Genomic DNA, 25,620 nt, shown 5'->3' with positions numbered 1-25,620 from the left:
CACAGAGGGGTGCAATGCCGATCAGGCTGAAGTGCGCACCGCCCCATCCATGGTGTGCTGCCGACGCACTGCGACGGCGGTCAATGATCGCCGCGCATCATGAGCCACGCAATGTGAAAATTGTGTGGGCTTACAGTCAGTTACGAACAATGTGAAGATAAACAGGCTGTCTGCCGGATCAGACCGCCCGCACCCAGCCACGCCAGGCCTGATAATCGCTCAGACACGCAGCTTGCCGAGCGGCCCGGCCAGCGCCCAGATGATCAACCCCAGCACTGGCAGCAGTGCGATGAGCAGGATCCACAACACCTTGATACCCGCCTCGCTGCCACTTCTAAGTACTTGCAGGATGGCCCAGATATCCAGGGCCAGAATAATCAAGCCGATCAGGCTGTTGAAAGTCGATCCCACCGGTATTGCTCCAAAGCATTTATTGGTACAGGTTGTACGCCAGCAGACCGCTGCGCGAGTAAAAGTTTGCATTGAACCAACCTGCCACCTGCAGGCTCGGACATCCAGATAGCCGCCGTTGCTTTCCTATTAAGGTGCCGTTTTCATGCCTACATCTGCGCCATTGCGCTCGCTACGCTCTACCTGGATCGCTCAGTTCCAGTCTTCGCCGCTGCTGAGCCTGGGGTTTTTCCTGGCCCTGCTGATGATCCTGGGCCTGGGCATCGCCAGTCTTTACAACGCCTTTCAGGGCGCCAACAAGATTAACCTTGAGCACGCCCTGCTCGGCGGCAGCGCCGGCTTCGCAGCCACGGCATTGGGCGCTATCGCGGCGGTGTTACTGCGCGACATCAGCCAGCGCACCCAAGACATCATGCTCGGCTTTGCCGCCGGGATGATGCTGGCGGCCAGCTCTTTTTCGCTGATCCTGCCAGGCCTTGCAGCGGCCCGGGAAATCACCGGTAGCGGGCCTCTGGCAGCGACCACGGTCGTCTGCGGGCTGGGGCTTGGGGTGCTGCTTATGCTGGGCCTGGACAAGTTTACCCCGCACGAGCACGAGAGCGTGGGCCGGCAAGGCCCGGCTGCAGAACGCATCAACCGGGTCTGGCTGTTCGTTCTGGCAATTACCCTGCACAACCTGCCCGAAGGCATGGCCATTGGCGTGAGCTTTGCCGGCGGCGACATGAGTGTCGGCTTGCCGCTGACCAGCGCCATTGCCATTCAAGACATTCCGGAAGGGCTGGCCGTGGCCCTGGCGCTGCGCTCAACCGGGCTTTCTGCGCTGAAGGCGATGTTGGTGGCGATCGGCTCCGGCCTGATGGAACCACTGGGGGCAGTGGTGGGCCTGGGCATCTCCAGCGGCTTCGCCATCGCCTACCCGCTGAGCCTGGGGCTGGCCGCTGGCGCGATGCTGTTCGTGGTGTCCCATGAAGTGATTCCGGAAACCCATCGCAACGGCCACCAGACCTCTGCCACACTGGGCCTGATGGGCGGCTTTGCGGTAATGATGTTCCTCGATACCGCACTGGGCTGAATCAGGCCTCGCCGCGCAGCGCCTTCAGAGCGGGCGCGGCATGAATACCCAACTCGGCGGCCAGTTCCAGCACCCGCTGCTCGTCACAGCCATACACCAGCACCGCCTGCAATTCATCGTCCAGTGGCTGGCTGAAGTCCATCAGTACATAGCCACCCGCCTCTTTGTTCATGCTGCTCAACTGCACCTGAATACGGTTGAGTGCCGTCAGTGGCTCGGTTTTGGCCAGTTGTTTAGGCTTGATATTGAACGCGACGCCCGGACCAAAGGATGCAGTGATCTGGCTGAACAGGTCCATGTAGTTATCGGCCTGGAACAGCACGGTATCGGGCAGGCTGCCCACCACCACCCACTCTCCCAGCGCAATTGGAAAGGTATCGTCATAATTGATGTCGGGATTGGCGGCCAGAAAGCCATCGGCATCGGCGTAAGCCTGGGCCGCTTCATCGGCGATGCGCTGGATGTCCTGCTCGCCCATGCAGCCGGAGCTGATTTTACTGATGAGTTCGACGAGTGCAGCGTTCATTGGCGCAGATCCTTGGGCAAGCGTAAGAGGCGCGCAGGATAGCGGGAAATCCGGCACGCCTCTATCAAATGCGCTCAGATACGAGCCAATTGCTCGGCGGTGTCTGTCGCACCCATGGCCTGGGCCGCCCCCAGCGGGGTGACACCGCGGGCATCGCGGGCCTGCGGGTCAGCGCCGTTGGCGATCAGGTAATCAACCATCGCGGTGCGGTTGAACATCGCTGCCATCATCAACGCGGTACGCCCGTCGGCCGAGGCACCTTCAACTTGCGCCCCCGCCTCGACCAGCGCCTGAACAACCGCCAGATCGCCCTTGAAGGCGGCCCCGGCAATCGGGCTCTGGCCGTTGTCATTACGAATTTCCGGATCGGCCTTGAACCTGAGCAGCACCTGCACGGCAGCCAGGTGGCCGTGGTAACAGGCCAACATCAGCAAAGTGTCGCCTTTGTGATTACGCAGATTGACCGGCAGGCCTTTTTCCAGCAGGCGCTCAAGCATGTAGGCATTGCCTTGGCGAGCAACATCAAACACCTGCTCGGCAAACTCGGCAGCCTCATCGTCGGTCATCACCTGCGGCGGGTTGCGGTGGGCATTGGTCATGAATCACTCCTTGGCAGAATCAGGCTTTACACACTGTGCAAACAATGACCGCCAGTCTGTCCGGGGGTTCGCCTGGGGTCAAAGCAGTGTCTTCTATGGCGCTGATAGAAAATACGTTGTTCAGGGAACCATTCGCGTTTGTGAAGGTACTACGACTGGCAAAATGCAGTGCCCAGGATGGCCATTCATGCAATTTGCACGAAGAGTGAAAAATCCTAAAAATATAAGTTATTGATTTATAAGCATTTTATTTAAATTCAATACTGGCACAGACACTGCAATCCATTGATCAAGTTTGTTAATACTGATCAACGGAGCCGCCAGACATGACTTTCATCCAGGAAAAATTCGCTTCTGTATTCTCCGACTACAACGTCAGCACCCAGGCTCGTCCTGATGGCGGTGTATTGCTGACCCTGCGCGATCAAGAAGGCAAAGTGACCCGCCGTTGTGTGTCCTATGCCCAGCTTCATACCCCGGTCCAGCTGGAATGGGTAATCAGCGCCATCCGTCGTGACCTGGCCGCCCAGGCCAGTGAGTTGCCAGCCATCTCCATGCTGCAAAGCCAGCATCGTTTCGACCTGCCGACCTACCACAGCCGTTGATTGGACCCTGCTGCCTGAGTGCAGCGCTGTTCGCTTTGCGTTTCCACACCCTCGCTTGTACCGCGGCCTCAACGCCGCGGTTTTTTTTGCATGGCAAAAACTAGATCAGGCCGCGGCACAACGCCTCGCCGACTGCTTGCGCTCTGTTGGCGACTCCCAGCTTGCCGTAGATGGTCTTGAGGTGATATTTCACCGTCGACTCGGAGACCTCGCGGATCAGGGCGATTTCTGCGGTCGTGCGGCCTTCTCGTGCCCAGCGCAGAATTTCCAGCTCACGCTCGGTCAGACTATGGCCACGCATCCGGGTTCCGCGCCCAACCATGTGCAGCACCGGCACCAGGCTGCTCAGCAGGTACTTGTCGTCACTGTTAAGGCTGCGTTGCATAGCGCCCAGGGTACAGACCGAAATCACCCCGGAGGTCGCGCTGCACTGGCTGGTATACCCGTAAGACTGCGCTGGCAACAACCCCGAACGCTGGAGCATCTGCAGGTACTCGACAGACGCCGGGTACTGGCGCAGCGCATCGCGCCAGTCGAGAAAACCCAACTGGTTGCGATAGCAACGAATGACCGGATCTTCTGCAAGCTGGCGTTCGCCACGGAAAAAGTCGGCTTCGGCCGGCGCCAGATTGGACGCCGCGAACGTCAGCAGCAGCGAGCCCTTGAACTGGTAGAACATAGCCCGCTCGCAACGGCACTCTTGCCTGAGCCACTGCAGTGCGTTTTCGATGGCCAAAAGACCATCGCGTTCGGAAATGCTGCTGACCATCTGTCGTATCAGTAAGTCCATTGTCGTCTTGATTGTCCTGGCCCTTGCCGGTCGCAGCCATGGCTAAAGTCGCCGCAGCCCACGTGGTGATGAGTGATCCAGAACCAACTTACACGAATAAATCCGTTTAAAACCCTAAGGCAAAACAAACAGGATTTACTGACTTTTATACGAAAAACGTCCTACTTTCCGAACGGATATACCTGACACTCAACACAGATAATGAGCATCAACAGCGCGCCAGTGAGGCCGCGGTGTAATCAATCATCCAGGCGTGGAAAGCGACTGGCCAGCCCGTCACCGCTGGCAACCGCACGCAGCTCATCTGCGCTGGCAGACAGACGAATGGCCACCAGATAAGGATGCTCACCAACATCGAACCACTGCGCCGTCCCGGCGGGCAGGCTGATCAGGTCGTGCTTTTCACACAGCACGGCGTAGACATACTCTTCCTTGCGCAGATAAAGCAGTCCGCGACCGGCCACGAACCAGCGCACTTCATCGCCCGCATGATGATGCTCCTCACTCAGCAGTTCATCGCCCGCCTCTGCCGGCCGGTCAAGGCTGATGACCTGCTGCACGCTGACCTGGCGCTGCCGGGCAAGTTGCTCAAGCGACGCCTGGCAACTGGCAAGCACCTGTTCGCTCGAACTGCCCGCCGCCACCGCAGTCGAGACCGGCCAGCGCTCGAAGGTGATGCCCTGTTCGGCCAGCGTCGGTGCAATGTCCTCCAGGTGGTTGAGCACTTTCAAAGGGACTTCGGGGCTGGAAACGTGATAGACGAACAGACTGCTCATCAGGCAACTCCTGAACGGAAAATGCAGCGCCACAACGACGCCTGCGAAAAACAACGGCAGGACCGATCGGCAAGGCTCATACCGCCCGCCCTCGCCTGCCAGACAGTATCAATGCACTTGCCAGCAGCGCCGCCAGACTGGCGATCGCGAAGGTCCAGGCCGGCCCCAGGCTGTTCCAGCTATAACCGGCATACAGCGCGCCCAGCGCCCCACCGGTTCCGGACAGCGCGGCGTACAGCGCCTGGCCCTGGCCTTGCTGGCGTCCGGCAAAACTGCGGCGTACGAAATCAATGGCAGCGGCATGAAAACTACCAAAAGTGGCGGCATGCAGCAGTTGGGCAAACAGCAGCACGACTGGCAATTCAGCCCATTGGCCGAGGATCATCCAGCGCAGTGCGGCCAGCAGGAAACTGACCACCAATACCTGACGCACGGAAAAACGCTGCAGGATGCGGCTCATGACCATGAAAATCAGCACTTCAGCCACCACCCCCAGCGACCACAGCAAACCGATTGCACCGCGGCCATAGCCCAGGTATTCAAGATGCAGGGTCAAAAAGGTGTAGTACGGACCATGGCTGAACTGCATCAAGGCGACACTGAGGTAAAACGCAATGACGCCCGGGCGGGTCAACTGACGAAAAAAACCGTCGCCATCGACCTTGCTCTGTTCATCGACAGGCCGGGCGTTGGGAACCTGCCAACTGGCCAGGACAATACCGGCCAGGATCACCAGCAACAGGTACGGATACAGGTCAAGGCTGAAGTGTTCGAGTAAAAAGCCCACCGCCACCACTGCCAGCAGGAAGCCGACCGAGCCCCAGACCCGCACCTGGCTGTAGCGGCCGGGCTGGTCGTGCAAATGCGCCAGGGTAATGACTTCGAACTGGGGCAATACCGCGTGCCAGAAAAAGGCATGCACAGCCATGACCATCGCCAGCCACGCATAGCTTTTATCAAACACAATCAAGGCGAACGCCAGCAGCGTGCAGACCGCGCCGAAGCGCACGATCGCCAGCCGCTGGCCACTGTAATCGCCCAACCAACCCCACAGGTTCGGCGCGATGCAACGCATCAGCATCGGAATGGCGACCAGTTCACCGATACGCGCACTGGAGAAGCCTAAATGATGGAAATACAGGGCCAGAAACGGCGCCGAAGAGCCCAGCAGGGCGAAATAGAACAGGTAAAAGCCGGACAGCCGCCAATAAGGCAGCTGCCCGCCATGCTCCGTCACAGCTGGCCCAGCACCGGTGTAGTCACTTGCACATCGGCGTTCTGTCCACGATGGCGCAGCAGGTGGTCAAGCAGCACGATGGCCATCATGGCTTCAGCAATCGGCGTGGCACGGATGCCGACGCAGGGGTCATGACGGCCCTTGGTGATCATCTCCAGCGAGTTGCCATCGACGTCGATGGAACGGCCCGGCGTGGTGATACTGGAGGTCGGTTTGAGCGCCAGATGAGCCACGATGGGCTGGCCCGAAGAGATACCGCCGAGAATGCCGCCCGCCTGGTTGGACAGGAATCCGTCCGGTGTCAGTTCGTCGCGGTGCTCGCTGCCACGCTGAGCCACACAGGCGAACCCGGCGCCGATTTCGACGCCCTTGACGGCGTTGATGCTCATCAGCGCGTGGGCCAGTTCGGCGTCCAGGCGGTCGAAAATCGGCTCGCCAAGCCCCGGCATCACACCTTCGGCCACCACGGTGATCTTCGCCCCGACCGAGTCCTGGTCACGGCGCAACTGGTCCATATAGGCTTCCAGCTCAGCAACCTTGTCCGGGTCAGGTGAGAAGAAGGCGTTCTGCTCGACGCTGTCCCAGGTTTTGAACTCGATCGGGATCGGCCCCAACTGGCTCATGTAGCCGCGTACGGTAATACCCTGGCTGGCCAGGTACTTCTTGGCGATCGCACCGGCCGCTACGCGCATAGCGGTTTCCCGCGCAGAGCTGCGGCCACCGCCACGGTAATCGCGGACCCCGTACTTGTGGTGATAGGTGTAGTCAGCATGCGCCGGGCGGAACAGGTCCTTGATTGCCGAGTAGTCCTTGGACTTCTGGTCGGTGTTGCGAATCAGCAGACCGATCGAGGTACCGGTGGTCTTGCCCTCGAAGACGCCGGAGAGAATCTCGACCTGGTCGTCTTCCTGGCGCTGGGTGGTGTGCCGACTGGTGCCGGGCTTGCGCCGGTCCAGGTCGCGCTGTAGATCATCGAGCGACAACTCAACGCCAGGCGGGCAGCCATCGACGATAGCGACCAGCGCCGGGCCATGGCTTTCGCCGGCAGTGGTTACAGTGAAAAGCTTGCCGAAAGTGTTGCCGGACATGCGGGGGCTCCGAGAAAAACCAGTTCGATTTAAGCAGGTGCGCAGTATACACACTAGAACCTTCGCCGAACGCATGCGTCCAAGCGTTACCTTCCTGATGATGGCTTTGTGATGCACCCGAAACGAACCACGATTCAAGCCCTGTCAGCATGGCTATTGCTGGCTGTGGCGCTGCTCAGCACCGCAGCCCAAGCCGCGACACCCAGTGTTATGCAGCGCCCGATCAGTGTGCAGACCGGCAACGGCACGCTGTATGGCACCCTGCTGCTGCCGCGTGCCAGCAGCCCGGTGCCAGTGGTGCTATTGATTGCCGGCTCCGGCCCCACCGATCGTAACGGCAACAACCCCGAAGGCGGACGCAACGACAGCCTCAAGCAACTGGCAATCACCCTGGCCAGACACAACATTGCCAGTGTCCGTTACGATAAACGCGGTGTGGCCGCCAGCAAGCCTGCCACCCCTGATGAGCGCAATCTGAGCGTTGAGCGTTACGTCGCCGATGTCGTGGCCTGGAGTCGCCTGCTCAAGGCCGATTCGCGGCTCGGCCCGCTGATACTGCTCGGCCATAGCGAGGGCGCACTCATGGCTTCGCTGGCCGCAGGACCGGCCGGCGCCAGCGCGGTGATTGCCATTGGTGGCACGGGCCGGCCGGTGGATCAGGTCCTGCGCGAGCAACTCAATGATCGACTGCCACCGGAGCTGGCGCAGCGCAGCCAACAGTTACTCGACAGCCTCAAAGCCGGCCACACCGACGCGCAAGTGCCGGCCGAACTGATGGTGGTGTTTAGGCCCAGCGTCCAGCCGTATCTGATCTCGCTGTTACGCCAGGACCCGGCTGCGGCCTTCGCCCGGATCAAGGTCCCGGCGCTGATCGTGCAGGGACGCAACGATATTCAGGTCGGGGTCGAAGACGCGCAACGCCTGCAGCAAGCCAAGCCGGATGCGCAACTGGTGTTGATCGACGGCATGAACCATGTGCTGCGCATCGTACCTGACGATCTGCAGCAACAACTGCAGTCGTATCGCAACCCCGATTTGCCGCTGGCCAGCGAGTTGACCAGGCAGATCCTGCAGTTCATCGAAAATCTGCAGCCTTGAAGGCTGTGCGCTTAAGTGTTGCTGCTGCCAGCCGATAGCGAGGCACTGGCAGAGTGTGTGCCGCAACAGGCCATGGACAGGATCGCCACGAATGACCGATACCATTGACGCTGTAGAAAAGACCGCTGAAAGCGAAAACGCCGCACCGCCAAAGCCATGGGACGATGTCGTCCCGGAACATTTCCAGATGCTGCGCCTGGCGCCCTTGCCCACCGATCGCGCGACCGGCGGCCGCCCGCTGCGCTTCGTCCAGATGGGTCAGGCTGAGCGGCACAGCAAAGAATTGAGCCTGTTGCGCCTGAATATCCAGTTGCCGGGGCAACGGGTGCGGCGCGAACAAAACCATCTGGATATCTGGGTCGACCACCTTGAGCATGTGGTGCGCTTCGGGCCGGACTCGGGCCTGCAGATCGAACCCTGGAACCGCGGCCTGGGTCGTTTTCTGATCGCAACCGGCATCCATTGGGCGCAAAAGCGCTGGGCAACCTACAAGGTCGAGAGTTTTGACCTGGCCAGCAAAGACGGCTTGAATGAAGACACCCGGATGCGCCGCGACCACTTCCTGCGCACCCAGGGTTTCGAGGTCGGCTACGCTGACGCGCAACACATGAAGGGCAGCGTCAAGCAAGTCCAGGTCGGCAACCTGCACAGCACCTGGAACAACGAAAAAGTCCAGATCGTTGAAATACTCGATGCGGCGCAGATGCTTGAAAAAGCCGAGCAGCGGCTACAAGAGCAGGACGTGACCATCCGCAAACATGAAGAGCGGGTCAACAAGTACCGCCGCGATGATGCCGGTTTGCGCTTTACCATCGCCTGCCTGGTGACCTTTGCGGTGTTTCAGGCCGGGCTGTTGATCTGGATCGCCACGCATCGCTAAGCCGATAAGGCCGGGAATTGGCCCGGCCTTGGCGGTAGCGTCTTACAGACGCGACTCGAACAGCGCGCGATGCTCGCGGCACTGCTCGGCCGAGAGCATGAACACCCCGTGACCACCGCGCTTGAAGTCCAGCCAGGCGAAATCGACCTCTGGATACAGCGCCTGGACATGCACCTGGCTGTTGCCTACCTCAACGATCAGCAAGCCTTTCTCGGTCAAGTGGTCAGCCGCCTCGGCGAGCATGCGGCGCACCAGGTTCAAGCCATCGCTGCCGCAGGCCAGGGCCAGTTCAGGCTCATGCTGGAACTCATCCGGCATGTCAGCGAAATCTTCGGCATCGACATACGGCGGATTGGACACGATCAGGTCGAAGCGCTGCCCTGGCAGGCCATCGAAGCCATCGCCCTGCACGGTGTAGACCCGCGAATCCACACCATGGCGCTCGATATTCTGATTAGCCACTTCCAGTGCGGCATAGGACAGATCGGCCAGTACCACCTCTGCATCCTGGAACACGTCGGCACAGGCAATACCGATACAGCCCGAGCCGGTGCACAGGTCCAGTATCCGCGCTGGCTCCTGGGCCAGCCAGGGTTGAAAACCGTCCTCAATGAGTTCGGCAATTGGAGAACGCGGGATCAACACACGGTCATCGACAATGAACGACATGCCGCAGAACCACGCCTCACCCAACAGATAAGGGGTTGGCACGCGCTCATCGATACGGCGGCGAATAAGCCGCTGCAGTTCGGAAATCTCGTCGATTTCCAGGCGGCAATCCAGATAGCTGTCGGCAATTTCCCAAGGCAGGCTCAGGGCGCCAAGCACCAGTTGCCGTGCTTCGTCCCAGGCATTGTCGGTGCCGTGCCCGAAAAATACGTCTTCCTCGTGAAAGCGGCTGACGGCCCAGCGGATATGATCGCGTATGGTGCGCAAACGGGAAGTGATCATGGGCAAGCTCCTTGGAGGAAAACGGCGGGCGATTCTAGCAGGACTCGCAAACCCGCGAGTGACGTAAAGCAACGGAGTGTCTACCATTGCGCCCCATCCAGCAAGGCAAACAGCCATCACCTTTTGCTACATCTTCTGCCCTGCAGCCCGCTAAAACCGCGGTTCTCAATTGTCAAGATTCACAGAATGACTCGGGGAGAGGACAATGCGCCAAAAAGGGCACCTCTAAACGTGTTGGCAAGGCCGGCAACGCGGGCAGTTTTTAGAGGCGTCCCCAAGCCCCACTTGAAGGAGCCCCCATGTCTTCTCCCAAGACCATGTTTCAACTCAGTGGCCGGGTTCACGCCCAGGCCAGCCTGAGCAATGCCACGCTGATTATCATCGATGCCCAGAAAGAGTACCTCAGCGGCCCGCTGGCGCTGAGCGGCGTCCATGAGGCACTGACCAACATCGGCCTGCTGGTAGAAAAGGCACGCGCCGCCAAATGCCCGATCGTGCACATCCGCCATCTGGGTACTGTGGGCGGCCTGTTCGACCCGCAAGGCGAGCGTGGCCAACTGGTCCCGGAACTGCTGCCGCTGCCCGGTGAACACGTCGTCGAAAAACGCCTGCCCAATGCCTTCAACGGCACCGGCCTGCATGATCTGCTGCAAAGCCTGGGCCGCCTGGACCTGATCGTGTGCGGTTTCATGAGCCATTCGAGCATCAGTACAACCGTACGTGCCACCAAGGACTACGGCTATCGCTGCACGCTGGTCGACGATGCCTGTGCCACCCGCGACCTGCCGACCCCGGACGGCGTGGTCAGCGCGCACGTCGTGCACCGTACCGAAATGGCGATTATGGCGGACAACTTCGCCACCCTCGCACTGACCAAAGACCTGATTTGACGCCTCCCGGGCTGTTTGCCATGAAACAGCCCGCATCATGACCCGTTGAACTGGATGGCTTAGGGGAGGCCCTGTATGCAAGACGATGATTTTTCCCTGTTCAAGAACGAGATGCGTGGCGTCAAGCGCATCGAGCAGGCCTATGCCGACACCGGCAAGGCAAAGGCCGACCGCCGCCAGCTCAATCGCTTGCGCGAGTCGGCCACCGCCAGCCACGAGTCGATCAAGGTCGATGGCCTGTCCGACCAGTTCGTTATTGATGTAGGCCCGGAGGACGTTCTGCACTGGGCCCGTGACGGGGTTCAGGAAGGGCAGATGCGCAAGCTGAAACTGGGCCAGATCAGTTTCGAAGGCAGCCTGGACCTGCATGGCATGAACGTGGAAGTCGCTCGCGAAACCCTCTGGGCGTTTCTTGCCGAAGCCACCAGGCTTGAAATCCGCTGCGTGCGTGTCACCCACGGCAAGGCGGTGCGCCTCGATGGCAAGCGGCCGATGATCAAAAGCCACGTCAACACCTGGCTGCGTCAGCACCCGCAGGTGCTGGGCTTTTGCTCATGCCAGGCACGGCATGGCGGAGCGGGCGCGGTCTATGTGATGTTGCGGCGGACCATGCTTGAAGGTCGCGACGAGTAACGTCGCCCCGCAACACCCCACATGGCAGACTCAGCGCGGGCCAAAACCTGGCCCATCGCCGCCCGGCCCGCCATGGCCGCCCGGCCCACCCTGATGATGGCCACCACCCCCGCCGCCACCCCCGTGCCCACCCGGCCCCGGCCCCCAGAACGGCCAGCAGCCGGATACGGCCGACAAGACGGCAACGACCATCGCAATTTTCACTACTCGACTCAACATGCGTTTCATACTCTCGAATCAGGGTCAGGAATGACCTGCCGCATGAGACTGCATGGCGGGGTCAAAGTAGGTAGCGAGCGAGTCGCACGATGGTAAGCAAACGGATACACGGACGTAAGACGAGGAAATTGCGCCTGACCGATTTGCACAGCGGCCATACACCTGACCGTCCGGCTCGGGTAATATGTGCGCCCTGATCGCTATCCATACGGAAACACAGCCCCGTGACACTGGAACAGAATTACACCGACATCTTGGGTCAACTGGGTGAAGACGTCACCCGCGAAGGCCTGCTCGATACGCCAAAACGCGCTGCCAAGGCCATGCAGTACCTGTGCCGCGGCTATCAGCAGACCCTCGAAGAAGTCACCAACGATGCGCTGTTCAGCTCCGATGCCAGCGAGATGGTGATGGTCAAGGACATCGAGCTGTATTCGCTGTGCGAACATCACCTGCTGCCGTTCATTGGCAAGGCTCACGTGGCCTATATCCCCAACGGCAAGGTACTGGGCCTGTCCAAGGTCGCACGCATTGTCGACATGTATGCCCGCCGCCTGCAGATCCAGGAAAACCTCAGCCGCCAGATTGCCGAAGCCATCCAGCAGGTCACCGGCGCCCTGGGCGTTGCGGTGGTCATCGAAGCCAAGCACATGTGCATGATGATGCGCGGCGTCGAGAAGCAGAACTCGGCGATGATCACCTCGGTGATGCTCGGTGAATTCCGCGACAACGCCGCCACGCGCAGCGAGTTTCTCAGCCTGATCAAGTAAGCCCCAACCCTGCAGGGCACTTGGTGCCCTGCCCGCTCCGCCACACTCAGAGGTATGCCTGTGATCATCAAAGCCCTGCGGGTTGGTCTTGGCCAACTTATCGTCTTCGGCGACTTCATCACCCGCCCGGCCCGCAAGAAGCGCAGCCCGCAGGCCCAGGCCAGTGTCGAGCAGGCCGCCCGAGAGCTGAGCCTGTATCAGTTCCATGCCTGCCCGTTCTGCGTAAAAACCCGCCGCACCCTGCACCGTCTCAATGTGCCAGTGGCACTGCATGACGCAAAGAACGACGAGACCGCTCGCCAGGCTTTGCTCAACGAAGGTGGCCGGATCAAAGTGCCCTGCCTGCGCATTCAGGAAGGCGAGAAAGTGACCTGGATGTACGAATCCAAAGTCATCATCGACTATCTCAATCAGCGCTTCGGCGCAGTCTGAAGCGCTCAATCCTCCTGCCTTGAATACAGCCCCTTGGCCGTCCTGAACGGCACGGGGGCGGTTGTATTCATTTTGATACAAATGTTAACGGTACGGATACAAATCCGCCGGATAAGCTGCCTGCCTCGATAAATCAGCGGGCCGGCGGCGTGTTCATCCATGCCCGAGCCAAGGCGACCGCTCCGGCAGAAGATCGATTGCGATGTCAGACGATGGCTTGAGGTACAACTGCACAGCCTGTGGCAAATGCTGCCGGGGCAAATACGTGCCACTGACGGTCGATGAGGCGCGGGCCTGGGCAGCGCGCGGCGACAACGTGGTACTCATGACCGAAACCATCAGCGACTCGCTGTGGTCAGGAAGGCCGGGAGAGTACCAGCACCAGACCTTGCGGGCCTTTGCGGCCAGTTTTGGAGATCAGGACGCAGAGGTCATCACCCTGCTGGTAGCCGATATCGTTGCCGGCTGCCCCAATCTGGGCGCCGACAACCTGTGTACCATTTATGAACAGCGCCCACTGGTGTGCCGCATCTATCCGCTGGAGATCAACCCGACCATTCTGCCCTCGCCTGTCGGCAAGGACTGCCCGCCCGAAGCATGGGGCACCGGTGAAATCATCTGGCGCGAGGGCAAGTACACCGACCCTCAAGCGGTCGAGCTGATCGAGCGCTCCCGCCAGCAGGATCGACAGGACGCTGAGCGCAAAAAGCGTCTATGCGAAGCGCTGGGCATTCATAAGGCAGGATGGAAAAACGACGGCATACTGGCCTGGCACATTACCCCAGAACAACTGCTAGAGGCCCTGAGCAGCCTGGACGAGCCAAACCTGCCAAGCGAGCAGCCCTGGGCAGTGGTCAGTAACTCAGCCAACCTCAAAGCGCATTTGCTGGCTGCCGGGCTCAATGTCACCGAGCACATCAACTCGGACGCGGTGTTTCATTCAATGCACTGAATCAACGCGGGCACCCCTGCTGGCGACAGGCCGTATAGGCCTGCAACTGCCTGACTCTTACCTCGGTATGCGCGGCCAGACAACGGGCTTGCAGCATCGGCCCAAGGGTTCCGGCATCCGCCAGCTTACCCACCTGATACAGACAGTCAGCATCACGAAAGGCGATCCACTGCCGCTGTGCACTGCGCAATTCGAGTTTTTTCCGGGCGTCCTGTAACCAGGCCAGCTGGTTCTTGAACGTCTCGTTCAGTTGCCGGTCAAGCCTTGCCAGCTCAACCGCCGCACAGCGATTCATCGCCGCCTGGTTGTCGTCGCAGTCGTCGGCCCGTGCCTGAACAGCAAACGTCAGCAAAACAATGACCGCCGCGGTCCGGATTACGTCGAGCATGAGCCCTTACTCCCCTGCTGGAAAAAGCCATTGTGTTGTCGACCTTTGCCAGCAGTGGGCCATGAAAAATCATTGCGATTGATTCCGGAGCGAGAGCGGGTATTGCAGAAACTGCGCCACTGCAAGCCCTACTGAAAAGCCCCTCATCAATAGGTAAAAAATCTTACGCAAGGCGACGCTGTTTCTATTCGTGTGCGTCTAGGTTTCACTCGCTCGGACAAGGCGATCCAGCGTCGGATCAGTCCAGCATTCCGACATAACCGGGCTGAGCCCGGACCCGCTCGAGCCAGCTCGAAATGGCCGGATACCGCGCCAGATCAAAACCACCCTGGTGCGCGACATGGGTGTAAGCGTAGAGGGTGATATCGGCAATCGAGAACTGCTCAGCCACCAGAAACGGCGTACGTTGCAGTTGCTGCTCCATCACGGCGAGCGCACGGTAGCCTTCCTTGAGCTTGCGCCGATGCTCTTCAGCCCGCTCGGCAGGCAGGCCAAGATAAAACTGGATAAACCGCGCCACCGCGACACTGGGCTCGTGACTGTATTGCTCGAAAAACTGCCATTGCAGCACCTGGGTGCGCAAACGCGCATCGCTTGGCAGGTAGGCGCTGCCATCGGCCAGGAAATTGAGAATCGCATTGGACTCCCACAGGCAGGTGCCGTCTTCGAACTCCAGTACCGGAATCTTGCCATTGGGGTTCTTGTGCAGAAACTCCGGGGTCTGTGTTTCACCCTTGAGAATGTCCACCGGCACCCACTGATAAGGCTGGCCCAGCAAGCTGAGCATCAGCTTGAGTTTGTAGCAATTGCCGGAGTTGTAATCGCCATGAATCTTGTACATCAGCCGTTCCCCCATGAAATCAATGCACTTTTGAAGACGATCGACACTTACTTGACCAGCCCTTTGGCCAGAGCTTGACGCACCACGTCAGCCAGACGCCGTAGCCCCTCGTCCAGACGTGACGAGTCAATATGGCTGAAATTCAATCGCAGGTATCCAGGGTTCGCCTGCGGGTCGGCAAAAAACGGCTCACCCGGCATGAAAGCTACATCCTGGGCCAACGCCGCATCCAGCAAGGTGCGAGTGTCCAGCGGCTGCTTCAGGGTGAGCCAGAAGAACAGCCCGCCTTGCGGTGTGTTCCACTCAGCCAGATCAGTGAAATGGGTCTGCAGGGCGGCGTCAAAGGCATCACGGCGCTCGCGGTAAAAATCGCGCAAAACACCCAGATGGTCGCGATATTGCTGGGTGCCGATCCATTGCAGCGCCTGCCACTGACCAATGCGGTTGGTATGCAGATCGGCCGCCTGCTTCAAGCGCAGCAGGTGCGGGAACAGATCAGGACTGGCAATCAGGTAGCCGACCCGCAGGCCGGGCAACAGAGTCTTGGACACAGTACCGGTGTAGATCCAGCTCGACTTGCGCAAGCGCGCCACGATGGGCCGGGCACGGCCATCATCGAAGGTCAGTTCACGATAGGGTTCATCCTCGATCAGGGTCACACCGAACTCATCGAGTAACGCCGCTACCGCCTCGCGACGTTGTTCGCTGTAACGCACGCCGGACGGATTCTGAAACGTCGGAATCAGGTAGGCGAACGCGGGTGCATGCTGTTCGAGCTTCTGGCGCAACGCTGCCAGGTCGGGCCCTTCGGCTTCTACCGGTACGCTAAGGCAGGCAGCACCGAACAACTGAAAGATCTGCAAGGCGGCCAGATAGGTGGGGCCCTCAACGACAATCTCGGTGCCTCGATCGATGTACAGCTTGGCGGCCAGATCCAGAGTCTGCTGCGAGCCGCTGACAACCAGTACCTGGCTGGCCTGACAGTCAAGCCCCAACGCCCGCGCTTCGGCCGCCAGCGCTTCGCGCAACGCCGGCTCGCCCTCACTCATGCCGTATTGACCCAGAGCTACCGGCATCTCGGCCCACTGTACGGCCGGCAGCATCGACTCGGCAGGCAGACCACCGGCAAACGACATGACCTCGGGACGCTGGGCAGCGGCAAGGATCTCGCGAATCAAGGAACCTTTGAGGCGTGAAACTCTTTCAGAAAAAGCCATCACTTTCACCTGTAGCCGGGTAGAAGGGAATACGTCAAAATTGTTGACCAAAACTTACGATGCTATTGGCAGATACGTCAACATGCTTGACCTTAAAAACTGCACCAATCAACAAATGGCCATGGAAGCTTTTTTCTTCGGCTATCAGGCGTTCACCGCAAAACCGGATGAAATGCTGGCCAAACGCGGGTTCAGTCGCGTTCACCAGCGCATCCTGTTCTTCATCGCTCGCTACCCGGAACTCAGCGTCAAGGAGCTGCTGACCGTGCTCGGGGTCAGCAAACAGGCACTGAATGTGCCCTTGCGTCAGTTGATTGCCATGAACATGGTGCACACCACCACGCCCGAAACGGACAAACGCAAGCGTCTGCTGGGGCTCAGTGCCGAGGGGCAGAAGTTCGAGGCCGCCCTGCGTCGCGAGCAGGTCAGGCTCTTGCAGCGAGTATTTGCCGAGGTGGGCCTGGAGGCTGTCGAAGGCTGGCTGACCGTCAACCAGGCGCTGGGCAAGACCCGGCATCCAGGTGACGGGCCGCTGGGCTGACGACAGGCGGCCAACTGTACGGGCCAATACGCCTGTCGCTGTATCGCAATACGCTGCCGGGCTTGGGTTTAGGCTGTGCGCCCTGTTACCTGCGCGCTTTAAGGAAATTCCCGCATGTCCGAGACCGCCCTGCAGACTCCTCTGCGTCCATTGGCTGACTCTTCGCTATCTTCGGTAGTCGCCGGCTTCATCGCGATGATGACCGGCTGCACCAGCTCACTGGTGCTGATGTTTCAGGCCGGCCAGGCGGCGGGCCTGACCGGCGGGCAGATTTCTTCATGGCTATGGGCGCTGTTCATGGGCATGGCGGTGTGCAGCATCGGCCTGTCGTTGCGCTATCGAACACCGATTACCGTCGCCTGGTCGACACCGGGTGCGGCGTTATTGGTGACCAGCCTGGGCGGTGTAAGTTACCCGGAAGCTATAGGCGCCTTTATCACCTGCGCGGTGATGGTGACCCTGTGCGGCCTGACCGGCAGTTTCGAGCGGCTGGTCAAGCGCTTGCCCGCCTCGCTGGCCGCTGCGCTGCTGGCCGGCATTCTGTTCAAGATCGGCAGTGATATTTTTGTCGCCGCGCAACACCGCACCGGCCTGGTGCTGGGCATGTTCTTTACCTATCTGCTGGTCAAACGCGTTTCGCCGCGCTACAGCGTACTGGCAGCGTTGCTGGTGGGGATTGCGCTGGCCGCCGCGCTGGGGCTATTGAATTTCAGCGGCTTCGTTCTGGAGCTGGCCGTCCCCGTGTGGACCACACCCAGCTTCTCGCTGGCCGCTACCATCAGCATCGGCATTCCGCTATTCGTGGTCGCCATGGCCTCGCAGAATATGCCAGGGATTGCGGTACTGCGCGCCGATGGCTATCACACCCCCGCCTCGCCACTGATCACCACCACAGGCCTGGCCTCGTTGCTGACGGCACCGTTTGGCTGCCACGGCATCAACCTGGCGGCCATCAGCGCAGCCATTTGCACCGGCCCGCATGCCCACGAAGACAAAAGCAAACGCTATACCGCTGCGATCTGGTGCGGGGTGTTCTATGCCATTGCCGGCCTGTATGGCGCGACCCTGGCCGCGCTGTTCGCGGCCTTCCCGAAAGAGCTGGTGCTGTCGATCGCTGCGCTGGCGTTGTTCGGCTCGATCATCAACGGCCTGACCGTGGCCATGAGCGAGCCCAACGAGCGCGAAGCGGCCTTGATCACTTTTATGGTCACTGCTTCAGGCCTGACCCTGTTTTCGGTCGGCTCGGCGTTCTGGGGAATTGTTGCCGGCGGCCTGACCCTGCTGATTCTTAATGTACGCAAGGGCTGAGCAAACGCTACCGCAACGCAACAGCGCCGACGCTACAAACGAAAATGCCCGACCATGCCTTTGAGCTCATTGCCCAGCGCCGCCAACTCTACGCTTGAGGCGGCGTTGCCGCGCATGGCCAGCGCCGATTGATCGGCGCTGCTGCGAATGCTGGTGACGCTGCGGTTGATTTCCTCGGCCACCGAGCTTTGCTGTTCGGCGGCGGCGGCGATCTGCTGATTCATCTGCTGGATGGTCGATACCGCACTGGCAATACTGCTCAATGCACGCTCGGTCTGCTGCGCTTCACCCACCGCGCGCTTGACCAGCTCACCACTGCTCTGGATCTGCTCCACCGAAGCCCGTGCACCGCCACGCAAGCTGGCCACCAGGCTTTCGATTTCCTCGGTGGACTGCTGGGTACGCCGTGCCAACGCCCGCACCTCATCTGCCACCACGGCAAAACCCCGGCCCTGTTCACCGGCCCGCGCGGCCTCGATGGCGGCGTTGAGCGCCAGCAGGTTGGTCTGTTCAGCGACACTTTTGATCACCCCCAGCACCTGATCGATGTTCTGCACCTGCGCGCTGAGGTTTTCGATCCCCTCACAGGCAGACGCCGAAGAGCGTGACAGCGCATCGATACACTGCATGCTCTGACGCACCACAGCCTGGCCACTGCTGACTTTCTCATCAGCGCTCTGCGCGGCCAGCGCGGCCTCTTCGGCATTGCGCGCCACATCATGCACGGTAGCGGTCATCTGGTTCATGGCCGTGGCGACCTGCTCGGTTTCTTCCTTCTGACTGCCGACCTCCAGATTGGTCTGCTCGGTCACTGCTGACAGCTCATGGGCCGAGTGGGCAAGCTTCTCGATGCCCGCCTGCAGGCCACTGACGATCTGGCTCAGGCCGTTACTCATCTGCTGCATGGCCGCCATCAACTGGCCAATTTCATCACGCCGGTCCACCTCAACACGGCCACTGAGGTCTCCGGCAGCGATGCGCTGCGCCTGACCGATCACCAGCCGCAGTGGCGCGACAATCAGCCGGGTGATCAGCCACGAAGCCAGCAGCCCTACCAGCAATGCGGCAATGGAAGAGCCAATGATCAACAGAGTGTCGGCGCGCAGTTGAGCTTGCATTGACTGGTCTTCGGCAGCGTAGGCTTGCCCCACCAGCTCGACCACCTGACGAGCACTCTCGCCCAGTTGTGTCGCCACACCAGCCTGTTTGCCCAGCAGCTCGGTGTACTCCTTGAGCTTTTCGTTGAAATTGGCGATGTGACCGACCACCTCATTGATCACGGCCTGGTAGCCAGGATCGGTGATCGCCGACTTGAGTTCCTCGGCCAGCGCACTGGCCTGCTGCGCTTGTTCGATCGTGCCGGTAGCGGCCTCTTCGCCTGTTCCAGTGCGACGGTTTTTTTCCAGGCGCACCCTGGCCTCGTCCATGGCGAGCAACATCAGGCGCCCGACCTGGCTGATCTTGCCGGCCTGTTCGATAAATTGCGCGCCATCCTGGCCCTGAGAGTCCTTCAGGGTCCAGGTGCCATCGTCGGTCAGTCCTGACTGCAATAACTCCAGACTGTTGGACACACTGGAGACTGACCAGTTGGCCATTTCCAGTGCCAGGTCTTTGCTTTGGTTGATATCTACATAGGCATCGAACGAACTGCGATAGGCCACCAGGGCTTGTTGCACGCGCTCCACCACCGCAGCATTGCCAGGCATGAGAATCTTGAGGGCCGCAGCACGCTCATCAAGAGCCTGCAACTGCGCATGCAACTGCTCGATGAGCTTCGGATCGCTGCGCAGCGCGTAATCCTGCTCCAGCACACGCACGCCAAGTACCGCCGTATTGAGCGCCGAGGTCTGTTTGAGGCCATCGAAATGCTGAGTGATACGCTGCAGCGACCAGACACCGATACCGGCCACCAAGGCGGTGAGCAGCAACACCAGGCCAAAGCCCAACCCCAACTTCTTGGCCATCCCCAAGTGGGTAAATCCGGTCGACCTCATAGCATCCCATCCCCATATAAGCCCGTCATGCCACGCAAGCCCGCGATATCCGTGCAGATTCGCGCCGGGCGGTCAGCCGCACAAGCAGGGAATGGGTCAGGGGTGGCAATTAGCTATGCGAAGGTCGCTTTCAGGATCAGCAAAGGCCGCCAACGATCGTTGCGGCCCTATGCGGGGGCAGGTCAGGCCACGTTCGCAGACTCGACCAGCAAGGTACCGGCTTCGACGTCCAGCACCGCCCGAGTCCCCAGCGGCACCGCCTGATTGACCTCACCGTGGCCGACCGGCAAACCGCCCAGCACCGCAATGCCCAGGCTGCCAAGACGCTCGAGCAACACATCGGCGGGGCTAATGCTGCCCGCGGCATGCGCCGGCACGCTGAAATCGCCCAAGGCAATGCCGTTGAGCCGCTGCAGCAAACCGCAATTACCCAGATGAGTCAACAACCGGTCCACCCGATACGCGGCCTCCCCCACATCTTCCAGTAGCAGAATTGCACCGTCCATATCCGGCATGAACGGTGTACCGATACAGGTGCTGAGCATGCTCAGGTTACCGCCCAGCAAGGTGCCGGTCGCCCGACCGCGGGTGCGTACGCTGCCAGTGCCTGCATTGGGATCAGCCTGCAGCAAAACCGGTTCGGTGCTCATCAACGCATGGCGCAGACCGCTGGCCATCAGGGGATTGTGACCAAGCTGGTTGGCCACCGGCCCGTGCACACTGGCCAGCCGCGCTTGCGCCCAGAGCAGCCCATGCAGTGCCGTGATGTCGGAGAAACCACTGAGCAACTTGGGGTCACGGCGCACCGCCTCAAGGTCAACCTCATTGAGAATTCGTTGCACGCCATAGCCGCCACGATTGCAGATCACTGCACGAATGTGCGGGTCGCCAAGCGCGTGATTGAGGTCGCTGATGCGCTGCGTGTCGGTGCCGGCATAGAACGAATGGCGCTCACAAGCATGGGGGTAGATGCGGGGCCGTAGCCCCCAGCTTTCGAGTACCCGTGCGGCGGCCTCGATCTTCTCGGCGGCCACCGGCCCTGAAGGCGAAACCAGCGCCACCGCATCGCCCGGACGCAGAACCTTGGGGTGAACGGTAGGCAGCGTCAGGCTAGACATCAAGACATTCCAGGCAGTTGGCAAACCTGCAATGTAGAGCAGCCACGCCTGCGACTCAAGCGTGGTGATTGCGCCAGAACGCAGCACAGCAGCTCTTGGCATTTGCTCGCAGGCGCATCAGCGGCTTCAATGAATTTTCACTCTGTCGACCGAGCAACCACCATGACCCAGCCGACCAACCGCCGCTTTGTACTTGCCAAACGCCCTGTCGGCCCGGTAACCCGGGACGACTTCCACTTCGAGCAGGCTCCGCTTGCAGAGCTTGAAGAAGGCCAGATCCTGGTGCGTAACCACTACCTGTCACTGGACCCGGCCATGCGCGGCTGGATGAACGAAGGCAAGTCCTATATCGAGCCTGTGGGCCTGGGCGAGGTAATGCGCGCGCTGGGCGTCGGTGAGGTGCTGGCCTCGCAACACCCGCGCTTTGCGGTGGGCGATCATGTGCAAGGGGCACTGGGCGTACAAGACTACTTTCTCGGGGTGCCCAAAGGCTTCTACAGCATCGACCCGCAATTGACGCCCCTGCCGCGCTACCTTTCGGCACTGGGCATGACCGGCATGACCGCGTACTTCGCCTTGCTGGAGGTCGGACAGCCACAAACGGGCGAGACCGTGGTGATCTCCGGTGCGGCCGGTGCGGTGGGCAGCATTGCCGGGCAGATCGCCAAAATCAAAGGCTGCCGGGTCGTGGGCATCGCTGGCGGCGCTGAAAAATGCGCCTGGCTGGTCGACGAACTGGGCTTCGACGCAGCCATCGACTACAAAAACGAAGACGTCCCGGCAGCCCTGAAACGCGAGTGCCCCAACGATGTGAACGTGTTTTTCGATAATGTCGGCGGCGAGATTCTCGACCACGTGCTGGCGCGTCTGGCGCCCAAGGCCCGAGTGGTGATCTGCGGCGCTATCAGCCAGTACAACAACACCACGGCGATCAAAGGCCCGGCCAACTACCTGTCGCTGCTGGTCAACCGCGCGCGCATGGAGGGCTTCGTGGTACTGGACTACGCGGCACGCTATGCCGAAGCCAGCCGGGAGATGGCTGGCTGGATGGCCGAGGGCCGCCTGAGCAGCCGCGAGGATGTGGTCGAAGGACTGGAAACCTTTCCCGACACCCTGCTCAAGCTGTTCAGCGGCGAGAACTTCGGCAAACTGGTGCTGAAGATCTGAACCTCAAGCCAGCTCTGCAACCACTGCGGCCAGTGCCTGGGCCGGGTCGGCGGCCTGACTGATCGGACGGCCGATCACCAGGTAATCGGAACCGGCTTGCAGCGCCTGGCGCGGGGTCAGGATGCGGCGTTGATCGTCCTGGGCGCTGCCGGCCGGGCGAATGCCGGGGGTCACCAGTTGCAGCGCCGGATGCACCGCCTTGAGTGCGCGGGCTTCCTGGGCCGAACACACCAGACCATCCATGCCGGCCTTCTCGGCCAGGGCTGCCAGACGCAGAACCTGCTCCTGCGGATCGATATCCAGACCGATACCGGCCAGGTCTTCACGCTCCATACTGGTCAGCACGGTCACCCCGATCAGCAACGGCTGCGGGCCGCTGCGCTGGTCAAGGACCTCGCGGCAAGCCTGCATCATGCGCAAACCACCGGAACAGTGTACGTTGACCATCCATACGCCCATTTCTGCTGCGGCCTTGACCGCCATGGCGGTGGTGTTGGGGATGTCGTGGAATTTCAGGTCGAGAAATACTTCGAAGCCGCGCTCGCACAGGCTGGCGACGATGCCCGAGGCGCTGCTGGTGAACAGTTCTTTGCCGACTTTGACCCGGCATAGCTTAGGATCGAGCTGATCGGCGAGGCGCAGCGCTGCCTCACGGGTCGGGAAATCCAGGGCAACAATGACAGGGGACTGGCAAACGGACATGAGCGGGTTCTCAGGTAAGTCGAAATCGGCGCGCATTGTAGCCGATCCGCTCGCCCCACGGGGCATTGGCTGCACGACCGGCGCAAGGGTTAACGCACTGGAACCAATAGCCTCAGCAACATCTCAAACGAGTATCAGCAAAAGGAGTGCACGCTATGCCCTGGTATGCCTGGTTGATCCTGATCATCGCGATCGGTTCTATTGTCGGCGGATTGCTATTGTTGCGTGACACTGCGCACAAACTGCCCCTGACCGAAGAGCAGCTCAAGCGCGTCCATGAACGCAATGCCGAAATGGATGCCAAGGAAGCCAAAGACCGCTAACCCAATACTGTTGTTAGACCGCTGGGAGCAGCCCGACAACTCACAGTATCTACTGCAAATGTGCCGCCGCGTTCGCTGACAGGCCCACCGGGGCTTTCGAACGGGCGGCACTGACCTGCCGAATGTCATAGGGGCTGAAAATCTGCTTCATCTGCCCGCTGTCATGCAACAGGCGCAGCAGTCGGGTCAGTTCGGCACCACTGATAGGGCTGCCGGGCTGTATCAGTGCATAGTGACGATAGACTTGATCCACGCGCTCTGAAATCAGTAATTCATCGGCATTCACCACCCCACGCAGCGCCGCGTCACGCAAAAATGACCGGGTCATCGGGGCAATATCCACCCGCCCCCGGTTGAGCATCAACAGGTTGCTCTCATGCGAGTAGGTCAGTGTCACCTTGAAATGGGCCGTCAGGTAATCGGGGCTGGCATTAAACTGGGCAAACGCATAGTGATAGCCGTTGAACAGCGCCAGATGCTTGCCAGATAGCTCATTAAAGTAGTCCTGCCCACGCCCCGGCAGCTGGCGCGCAACAAACACTTCTTCGTCTTCCAGGCCCAGGTCCACCGCGGTATGTGCAATGTCGCGCCAGCCCCATTGCGGGTTCTCAAATATCGCCAGGTCCACGCGCCCTTGGGCAAAGTCGCGAAAGCGACGGGTGACCGAGGTCGGGACCATCACAAAATTGTACGTGGACTGGCTACGGTTGAGGCTGGCCAGCAGTTGCGGGAGCAACCCTTGCTGATCGCTTTTCTCGGGGCGCACGACATAGGGCGGAAAATGCGCAGCGCCGACCCTGACCAACTGAGCAGCGCCAGCATGATCTGCGGCTGTCAGCAAGACTCCTGCTGCCAGGAACATCAACGGGCGAGATAAAGTCATCATGGAACGCGTACAGTGACAAATTGCCACACGCTATGCGGTTTTATCCGTTTACACAACAAGGCTATGTACAACCAGCACGCTCCTGACGCTTCGCCTATGCTGCCCGACGCATCAATGCCCCGGCATAATTCAGACCAATGATCGTCCAGCCTGGCACATTTAATGGTGTTCGCGGTCGATGTAGAACCTCCTTGCGCATACCGGGGCGAACATGACTACGCTGGAGGCTGTTGTCTGTATATCGAAACCGTTGGATGGGAGCTAGAGCATGCCGCATTGGCTGGTGATTGACCTGGAGGCCACCACCGAGGAAGGCGGTTGGCCGGTCGCGGAAATGGAGATCATCGAAATCGGTGCCACCCTGGTGAATCAGTATGGGCGGGAGCTGGACCACTTCGAACGGTTTGTGCGTCCGGCGCGCCGACCGCTGCTGACCCACTTCTGCCGCGAGCTGACGCATATCAGCCAGCACGATATCGACAGCGCCGAGCCGCTGGAGAGTGTCTGGCCGCAGTTCGAACGCTGGCTGAGCCATCATCAGGCGCGGGTGGTGGGCTGGGCCAGTTGGGGTGATTACGATCATCGCCAGTTGCAACAGGAATGGCGCAGCCATCAACTCGATAGCGCCTTGCACGAATTACCCTACGTCAATCTGAAAGACCGTTTTGCCCAGGCCCGCCAGTTGCAGCGCCCGGTCGGGCTCAATAACGCCCTGCAACTGGCCGGCATGCATTTCAGCGGCCAGCAACACCGGGCCCTGGTCGATGCACGCAATACTGCGCGTCTTCTGCCCTTGATACTGCCCAACTGACACCCGCCTGATAAGAGTGACGCAGGCAAACGGCTTGGGCATACTGAGCGGCCATTTTTCAGCCTTTTCCAAGGATTCACCATGTTCAAGGTCAACGAGTATTTCGACGGCACCGTCAAGTCCATTGCATTCGCTCAGGCTGAAGGTCCGGCTACCATTGGCGTGATGGCCAAGGGCGAATATGAGTTCGGTACCGCACAGGCCGAAATCATGCACGTCATCTCTGGCGAGCTGATCGTCAAGCTGCCGGGTAGCGAACAGTGGCAGACCTTTGCCTCGGGCAGCCTGTTCAACGTACCGGCCAACAGCAAGTTCCAGTTGAAGGTCAGCGTCGACACCGCTTACCTGTGTGAATACCGCTGATTGAATGCCGCTCAGGACCGATCAGGCTGCTT

At 60.3% G+C, this 25,620-nt stretch carries 30 protein-coding genes and 1 pseudogene; 15 read left to right on the top strand and 16 right to left on the bottom strand.

Annotation, left to right across the window (positions count from 1 at the left end; all coding sequences use genetic code 11):
- Positions 1-219: 219 nt before the first annotated feature.
- Complete coding sequence (locus NJC40_RS16350; protein WP_253142122.1) at positions 220-411, bottom strand: PLDc N-terminal domain-containing protein; 192 nt, start codon at positions 409-411, stop codon at positions 220-222.
- 145 nt (positions 412-556) lie between these two features.
- Between NJC40_RS16350 and NJC40_RS16345 the strand changes: the two genes are divergently transcribed.
- On the top strand, positions 557-1,483 hold the full coding sequence (locus tag NJC40_RS16345) for a ZIP family metal transporter (protein WP_253142120.1): 927 nt from the start codon (positions 557-559) through the stop codon (positions 1,481-1,483).
- A 1-nt stretch (position 1,484) separates the two neighbouring features.
- On the opposite strand, the gene NJC40_RS16340 is transcribed toward NJC40_RS16345, so the two are convergent.
- Together NJC40_RS16340 and NJC40_RS16335 are read right to left on the bottom strand one after the other, a co-directional pair.
- A complete protein-coding gene (locus tag NJC40_RS16340) occupies positions 1,485-2,009 on the bottom strand; it encodes a hypothetical protein (protein WP_045489924.1) in 525 nt (174 codons plus the stop codon).
- A 74-nt stretch (positions 2,010-2,083) separates the two neighbouring features.
- Positions 2,084-2,608, bottom strand: a complete 525-nt coding sequence (locus NJC40_RS16335; RefSeq protein WP_253142119.1) for an ankyrin repeat domain-containing protein — start codon at positions 2,606-2,608, stop codon at positions 2,084-2,086.
- A 326-nt stretch (positions 2,609-2,934) separates the two neighbouring features.
- On the opposite strand from NJC40_RS16335, the gene NJC40_RS16330 reads away from it, so the two are divergent.
- The gene (locus NJC40_RS16330; RefSeq protein ID WP_045489921.1) at positions 2,935-3,213 is read left to right on the top strand and encodes a DUF3509 domain-containing protein; all 279 of its coding nucleotides are present in this window, start codon (positions 2,935-2,937) and stop codon (positions 3,211-3,213) included.
- Positions 3,214-3,313: 100 nt separating this feature from the next.
- Here the strand turns inward: NJC40_RS16330 and NJC40_RS16325 are convergent, their stop codons facing one another.
- From NJC40_RS16325 to aroC, 4 genes are all read right to left on the bottom strand, one after another.
- Positions 3,314-4,003, bottom strand: coding sequence for a helix-turn-helix transcriptional regulator (locus NJC40_RS16325; RefSeq protein WP_253110262.1), 690 nt, complete (start codon positions 4,001-4,003; stop codon positions 3,314-3,316).
- 239 nt (positions 4,004-4,242) lie between these two features.
- Complete coding sequence (locus NJC40_RS16320; RefSeq protein ID WP_253142117.1) at positions 4,243-4,779, bottom strand: acireductone dioxygenase; 537 nt, start codon at positions 4,777-4,779, stop codon at positions 4,243-4,245.
- A gap of 76 nt (positions 4,780-4,855) precedes the next feature.
- Entirely contained in the window at positions 4,856-6,016 is a 1,161-nt protein-coding gene (locus tag NJC40_RS16315; protein WP_045489916.1) for an MFS transporter, read from the bottom strand.
- Positions 6,013-7,104 carry a chorismate synthase gene (gene aroC / locus NJC40_RS16310; protein WP_045489914.1) on the bottom strand — a complete coding sequence of 364 codons (1,092 nt, stop codon included), beginning with the start codon at positions 7,102-7,104 and terminating at the stop codon, positions 6,013-6,015. The genes NJC40_RS16315 and aroC overlap by 4 nt, the downstream gene beginning before the upstream one ends.
- A gap of 111 nt (positions 7,105-7,215) precedes the next feature.
- On the opposite strand from aroC, the gene NJC40_RS16305 reads away from it, so the two are divergent.
- Together NJC40_RS16305 and NJC40_RS16300 are read left to right on the top strand one after the other, a co-directional pair.
- The gene (locus NJC40_RS16305; RefSeq protein WP_253142115.1) at positions 7,216-8,202 is read left to right on the top strand and encodes an alpha/beta hydrolase; all 987 of its coding nucleotides are present in this window, start codon (positions 7,216-7,218) and stop codon (positions 8,200-8,202) included.
- Positions 8,203-8,293: 91 nt separating this feature from the next.
- Positions 8,294-9,082: a hypothetical protein gene (locus NJC40_RS16300; protein ID WP_045489910.1), complete on the top strand. Its 789-nt coding sequence runs from the start codon at positions 8,294-8,296 to the stop codon at positions 9,080-9,082.
- 42 nt (positions 9,083-9,124) lie between these two features.
- Here the strand turns inward: NJC40_RS16300 and prmB are convergent, their stop codons facing one another.
- Positions 9,125-10,033 carry a 50S ribosomal protein L3 N(5)-glutamine methyltransferase gene (prmB, locus tag NJC40_RS16295; protein WP_045489908.1) on the bottom strand — a complete coding sequence of 303 codons (909 nt, stop codon included), beginning with the start codon at positions 10,031-10,033 and terminating at the stop codon, positions 9,125-9,127.
- 299 nt (positions 10,034-10,332) lie between these two features.
- On the opposite strand from prmB, the gene NJC40_RS16290 reads away from it, so the two are divergent.
- From NJC40_RS16290 to NJC40_RS16270, 5 genes are all read left to right on the top strand, one after another.
- Positions 10,333-10,923 carry a cysteine hydrolase family protein gene (locus NJC40_RS16290; protein ID WP_045489906.1) on the top strand — a complete coding sequence of 197 codons (591 nt, stop codon included), beginning with the start codon at positions 10,333-10,335 and terminating at the stop codon, positions 10,921-10,923.
- Positions 10,924-10,998: 75 nt separating this feature from the next.
- Positions 10,999-11,556, top strand: coding sequence for a Smr/MutS family protein (locus NJC40_RS16285; RefSeq protein WP_253142113.1), 558 nt, complete (start codon positions 10,999-11,001; stop codon positions 11,554-11,556).
- Positions 11,557-11,999: 443 nt separating this feature from the next.
- Positions 12,000-12,545 carry a GTP cyclohydrolase I FolE gene (gene folE / locus NJC40_RS16280; protein WP_045489902.1) on the top strand — a complete coding sequence of 182 codons (546 nt, stop codon included), beginning with the start codon at positions 12,000-12,002 and terminating at the stop codon, positions 12,543-12,545.
- A gap of 60 nt (positions 12,546-12,605) precedes the next feature.
- On the top strand, positions 12,606-12,977 hold the full coding sequence (locus NJC40_RS16275; RefSeq protein ID WP_492180346.1) for a glutaredoxin: 372 nt from the start codon (positions 12,606-12,608) through the stop codon (positions 12,975-12,977).
- Between the two features lie 265 nt (positions 12,978-13,242).
- Entirely contained in the window at positions 13,243-13,929 is a 687-nt protein-coding gene (locus tag NJC40_RS16270; RefSeq protein WP_253142108.1) for a YkgJ family cysteine cluster protein, read from the top strand.
- A 1-nt stretch (position 13,930) separates the two neighbouring features.
- Here the strand turns inward: NJC40_RS16270 and NJC40_RS16265 are convergent, their stop codons facing one another.
- From NJC40_RS16265 to NJC40_RS16255, 3 genes are all read right to left on the bottom strand, one after another.
- Positions 13,931-14,317 carry a lysozyme inhibitor LprI family protein gene (locus tag NJC40_RS16265; protein WP_253142106.1) on the bottom strand — a complete coding sequence of 129 codons (387 nt, stop codon included), beginning with the start codon at positions 14,315-14,317 and terminating at the stop codon, positions 13,931-13,933.
- A gap of 238 nt (positions 14,318-14,555) precedes the next feature.
- The gene (locus NJC40_RS16260) at positions 14,556-15,158 is read right to left on the bottom strand and encodes a glutathione S-transferase family protein (protein WP_045494553.1); all 603 of its coding nucleotides are present in this window, start codon (positions 15,156-15,158) and stop codon (positions 14,556-14,558) included.
- A 47-nt stretch (positions 15,159-15,205) separates the two neighbouring features.
- Complete coding sequence (locus NJC40_RS16255; protein ID WP_253142105.1) at positions 15,206-16,375, bottom strand: aminotransferase-like domain-containing protein; 1,170 nt, start codon at positions 16,373-16,375, stop codon at positions 15,206-15,208.
- Between the two features lie 82 nt (positions 16,376-16,457).
- Here NJC40_RS16255 and NJC40_RS16250 point away from each other — a divergent pair, with 82 nt between their 5' ends.
- Together NJC40_RS16250 and NJC40_RS16245 are read left to right on the top strand one after the other, a co-directional pair.
- A complete protein-coding gene (locus tag NJC40_RS16250) occupies positions 16,458-16,916 on the top strand; it encodes a MarR family winged helix-turn-helix transcriptional regulator (RefSeq protein ID WP_253142102.1) in 459 nt (152 codons plus the stop codon).
- A 114-nt stretch (positions 16,917-17,030) separates the two neighbouring features.
- Positions 17,031-18,224, top strand: coding sequence for a benzoate/H(+) symporter BenE family transporter (locus NJC40_RS16245; protein ID WP_045489896.1), 1,194 nt, complete (start codon positions 17,031-17,033; stop codon positions 18,222-18,224).
- A 32-nt stretch (positions 18,225-18,256) separates the two neighbouring features.
- On the opposite strand, the gene NJC40_RS16240 is transcribed toward NJC40_RS16245, so the two are convergent.
- The 3 genes and pseudogenes from NJC40_RS16240 to NJC40_RS16230 form a co-directional block, all read right to left on the bottom strand.
- Positions 18,257-18,961, bottom strand: a complete 705-nt coding sequence (locus NJC40_RS16240; protein ID WP_492180570.1) for a methyl-accepting chemotaxis protein — start codon at positions 18,959-18,961, stop codon at positions 18,257-18,259.
- Between the two features lie 201 nt (positions 18,962-19,162).
- Positions 19,163-19,342, bottom strand: a pseudogene (locus NJC40_RS16235) (HAMP domain-containing protein); the annotation flags it as partial.
- A 1,058-nt stretch (positions 19,343-20,400) separates the two neighbouring features.
- Positions 20,401-21,336 carry a S66 peptidase family protein gene (locus NJC40_RS16230; protein ID WP_253142100.1) on the bottom strand — a complete coding sequence of 312 codons (936 nt, stop codon included), beginning with the start codon at positions 21,334-21,336 and terminating at the stop codon, positions 20,401-20,403.
- Positions 21,337-21,498: 162 nt separating this feature from the next.
- Here NJC40_RS16230 and NJC40_RS16225 point away from each other — a divergent pair, with 162 nt between their 5' ends.
- Positions 21,499-22,503: an NADP-dependent oxidoreductase gene (locus NJC40_RS16225; protein WP_253142099.1), complete on the top strand. Its 1,005-nt coding sequence runs from the start codon at positions 21,499-21,501 to the stop codon at positions 22,501-22,503.
- A 3-nt stretch (positions 22,504-22,506) separates the two neighbouring features.
- Here NJC40_RS16225 and pyrF read toward each other — a convergent pair whose 3' ends face one another.
- Positions 22,507-23,205: an orotidine-5'-phosphate decarboxylase gene (gene pyrF, locus NJC40_RS16220; protein ID WP_253110222.1), complete on the bottom strand. Its 699-nt coding sequence runs from the start codon at positions 23,203-23,205 to the stop codon at positions 22,507-22,509.
- Between the two features lie 155 nt (positions 23,206-23,360).
- Here pyrF and NJC40_RS16215 point away from each other — a divergent pair, with 155 nt between their 5' ends.
- A complete protein-coding gene (locus tag NJC40_RS16215; protein WP_084710019.1) occupies positions 23,361-23,528 on the top strand; it encodes a DUF2897 family protein in 168 nt (55 codons plus the stop codon).
- 49 nt (positions 23,529-23,577) lie between these two features.
- Here the strand turns inward: NJC40_RS16215 and NJC40_RS16210 are convergent, their stop codons facing one another.
- Positions 23,578-24,390, bottom strand: a complete 813-nt coding sequence (locus NJC40_RS16210) for a transporter substrate-binding domain-containing protein (protein WP_253142161.1) — start codon at positions 24,388-24,390, stop codon at positions 23,578-23,580.
- A gap of 292 nt (positions 24,391-24,682) precedes the next feature.
- On the opposite strand from NJC40_RS16210, the gene NJC40_RS16205 reads away from it, so the two are divergent.
- Both NJC40_RS16205 and ppnP read left to right on the top strand, forming a co-directional pair.
- A complete protein-coding gene (locus NJC40_RS16205) occupies positions 24,683-25,225 on the top strand; it encodes a 3'-5' exonuclease (protein WP_045489888.1) in 543 nt (180 codons plus the stop codon).
- Between the two features lie 81 nt (positions 25,226-25,306).
- Positions 25,307-25,588 carry a pyrimidine/purine nucleoside phosphorylase gene (gene ppnP / locus NJC40_RS16200; RefSeq protein WP_045489886.1) on the top strand — a complete coding sequence of 94 codons (282 nt, stop codon included), beginning with the start codon at positions 25,307-25,309 and terminating at the stop codon, positions 25,586-25,588.
- Positions 25,589-25,620: the final 32 nt, after the last annotated feature.

The organism is Pseudomonas sp. 21LCFQ02, from assembly GCF_024129895.2.
Classification (GTDB): domain Bacteria; phylum Pseudomonadota; class Gammaproteobacteria; order Pseudomonadales; family Pseudomonadaceae; genus Aquipseudomonas.
The sequence above is the reverse complement of the archived record's forward strand: the minus strand, read 5'-3'. Positions and strand labels throughout refer to the sequence as shown.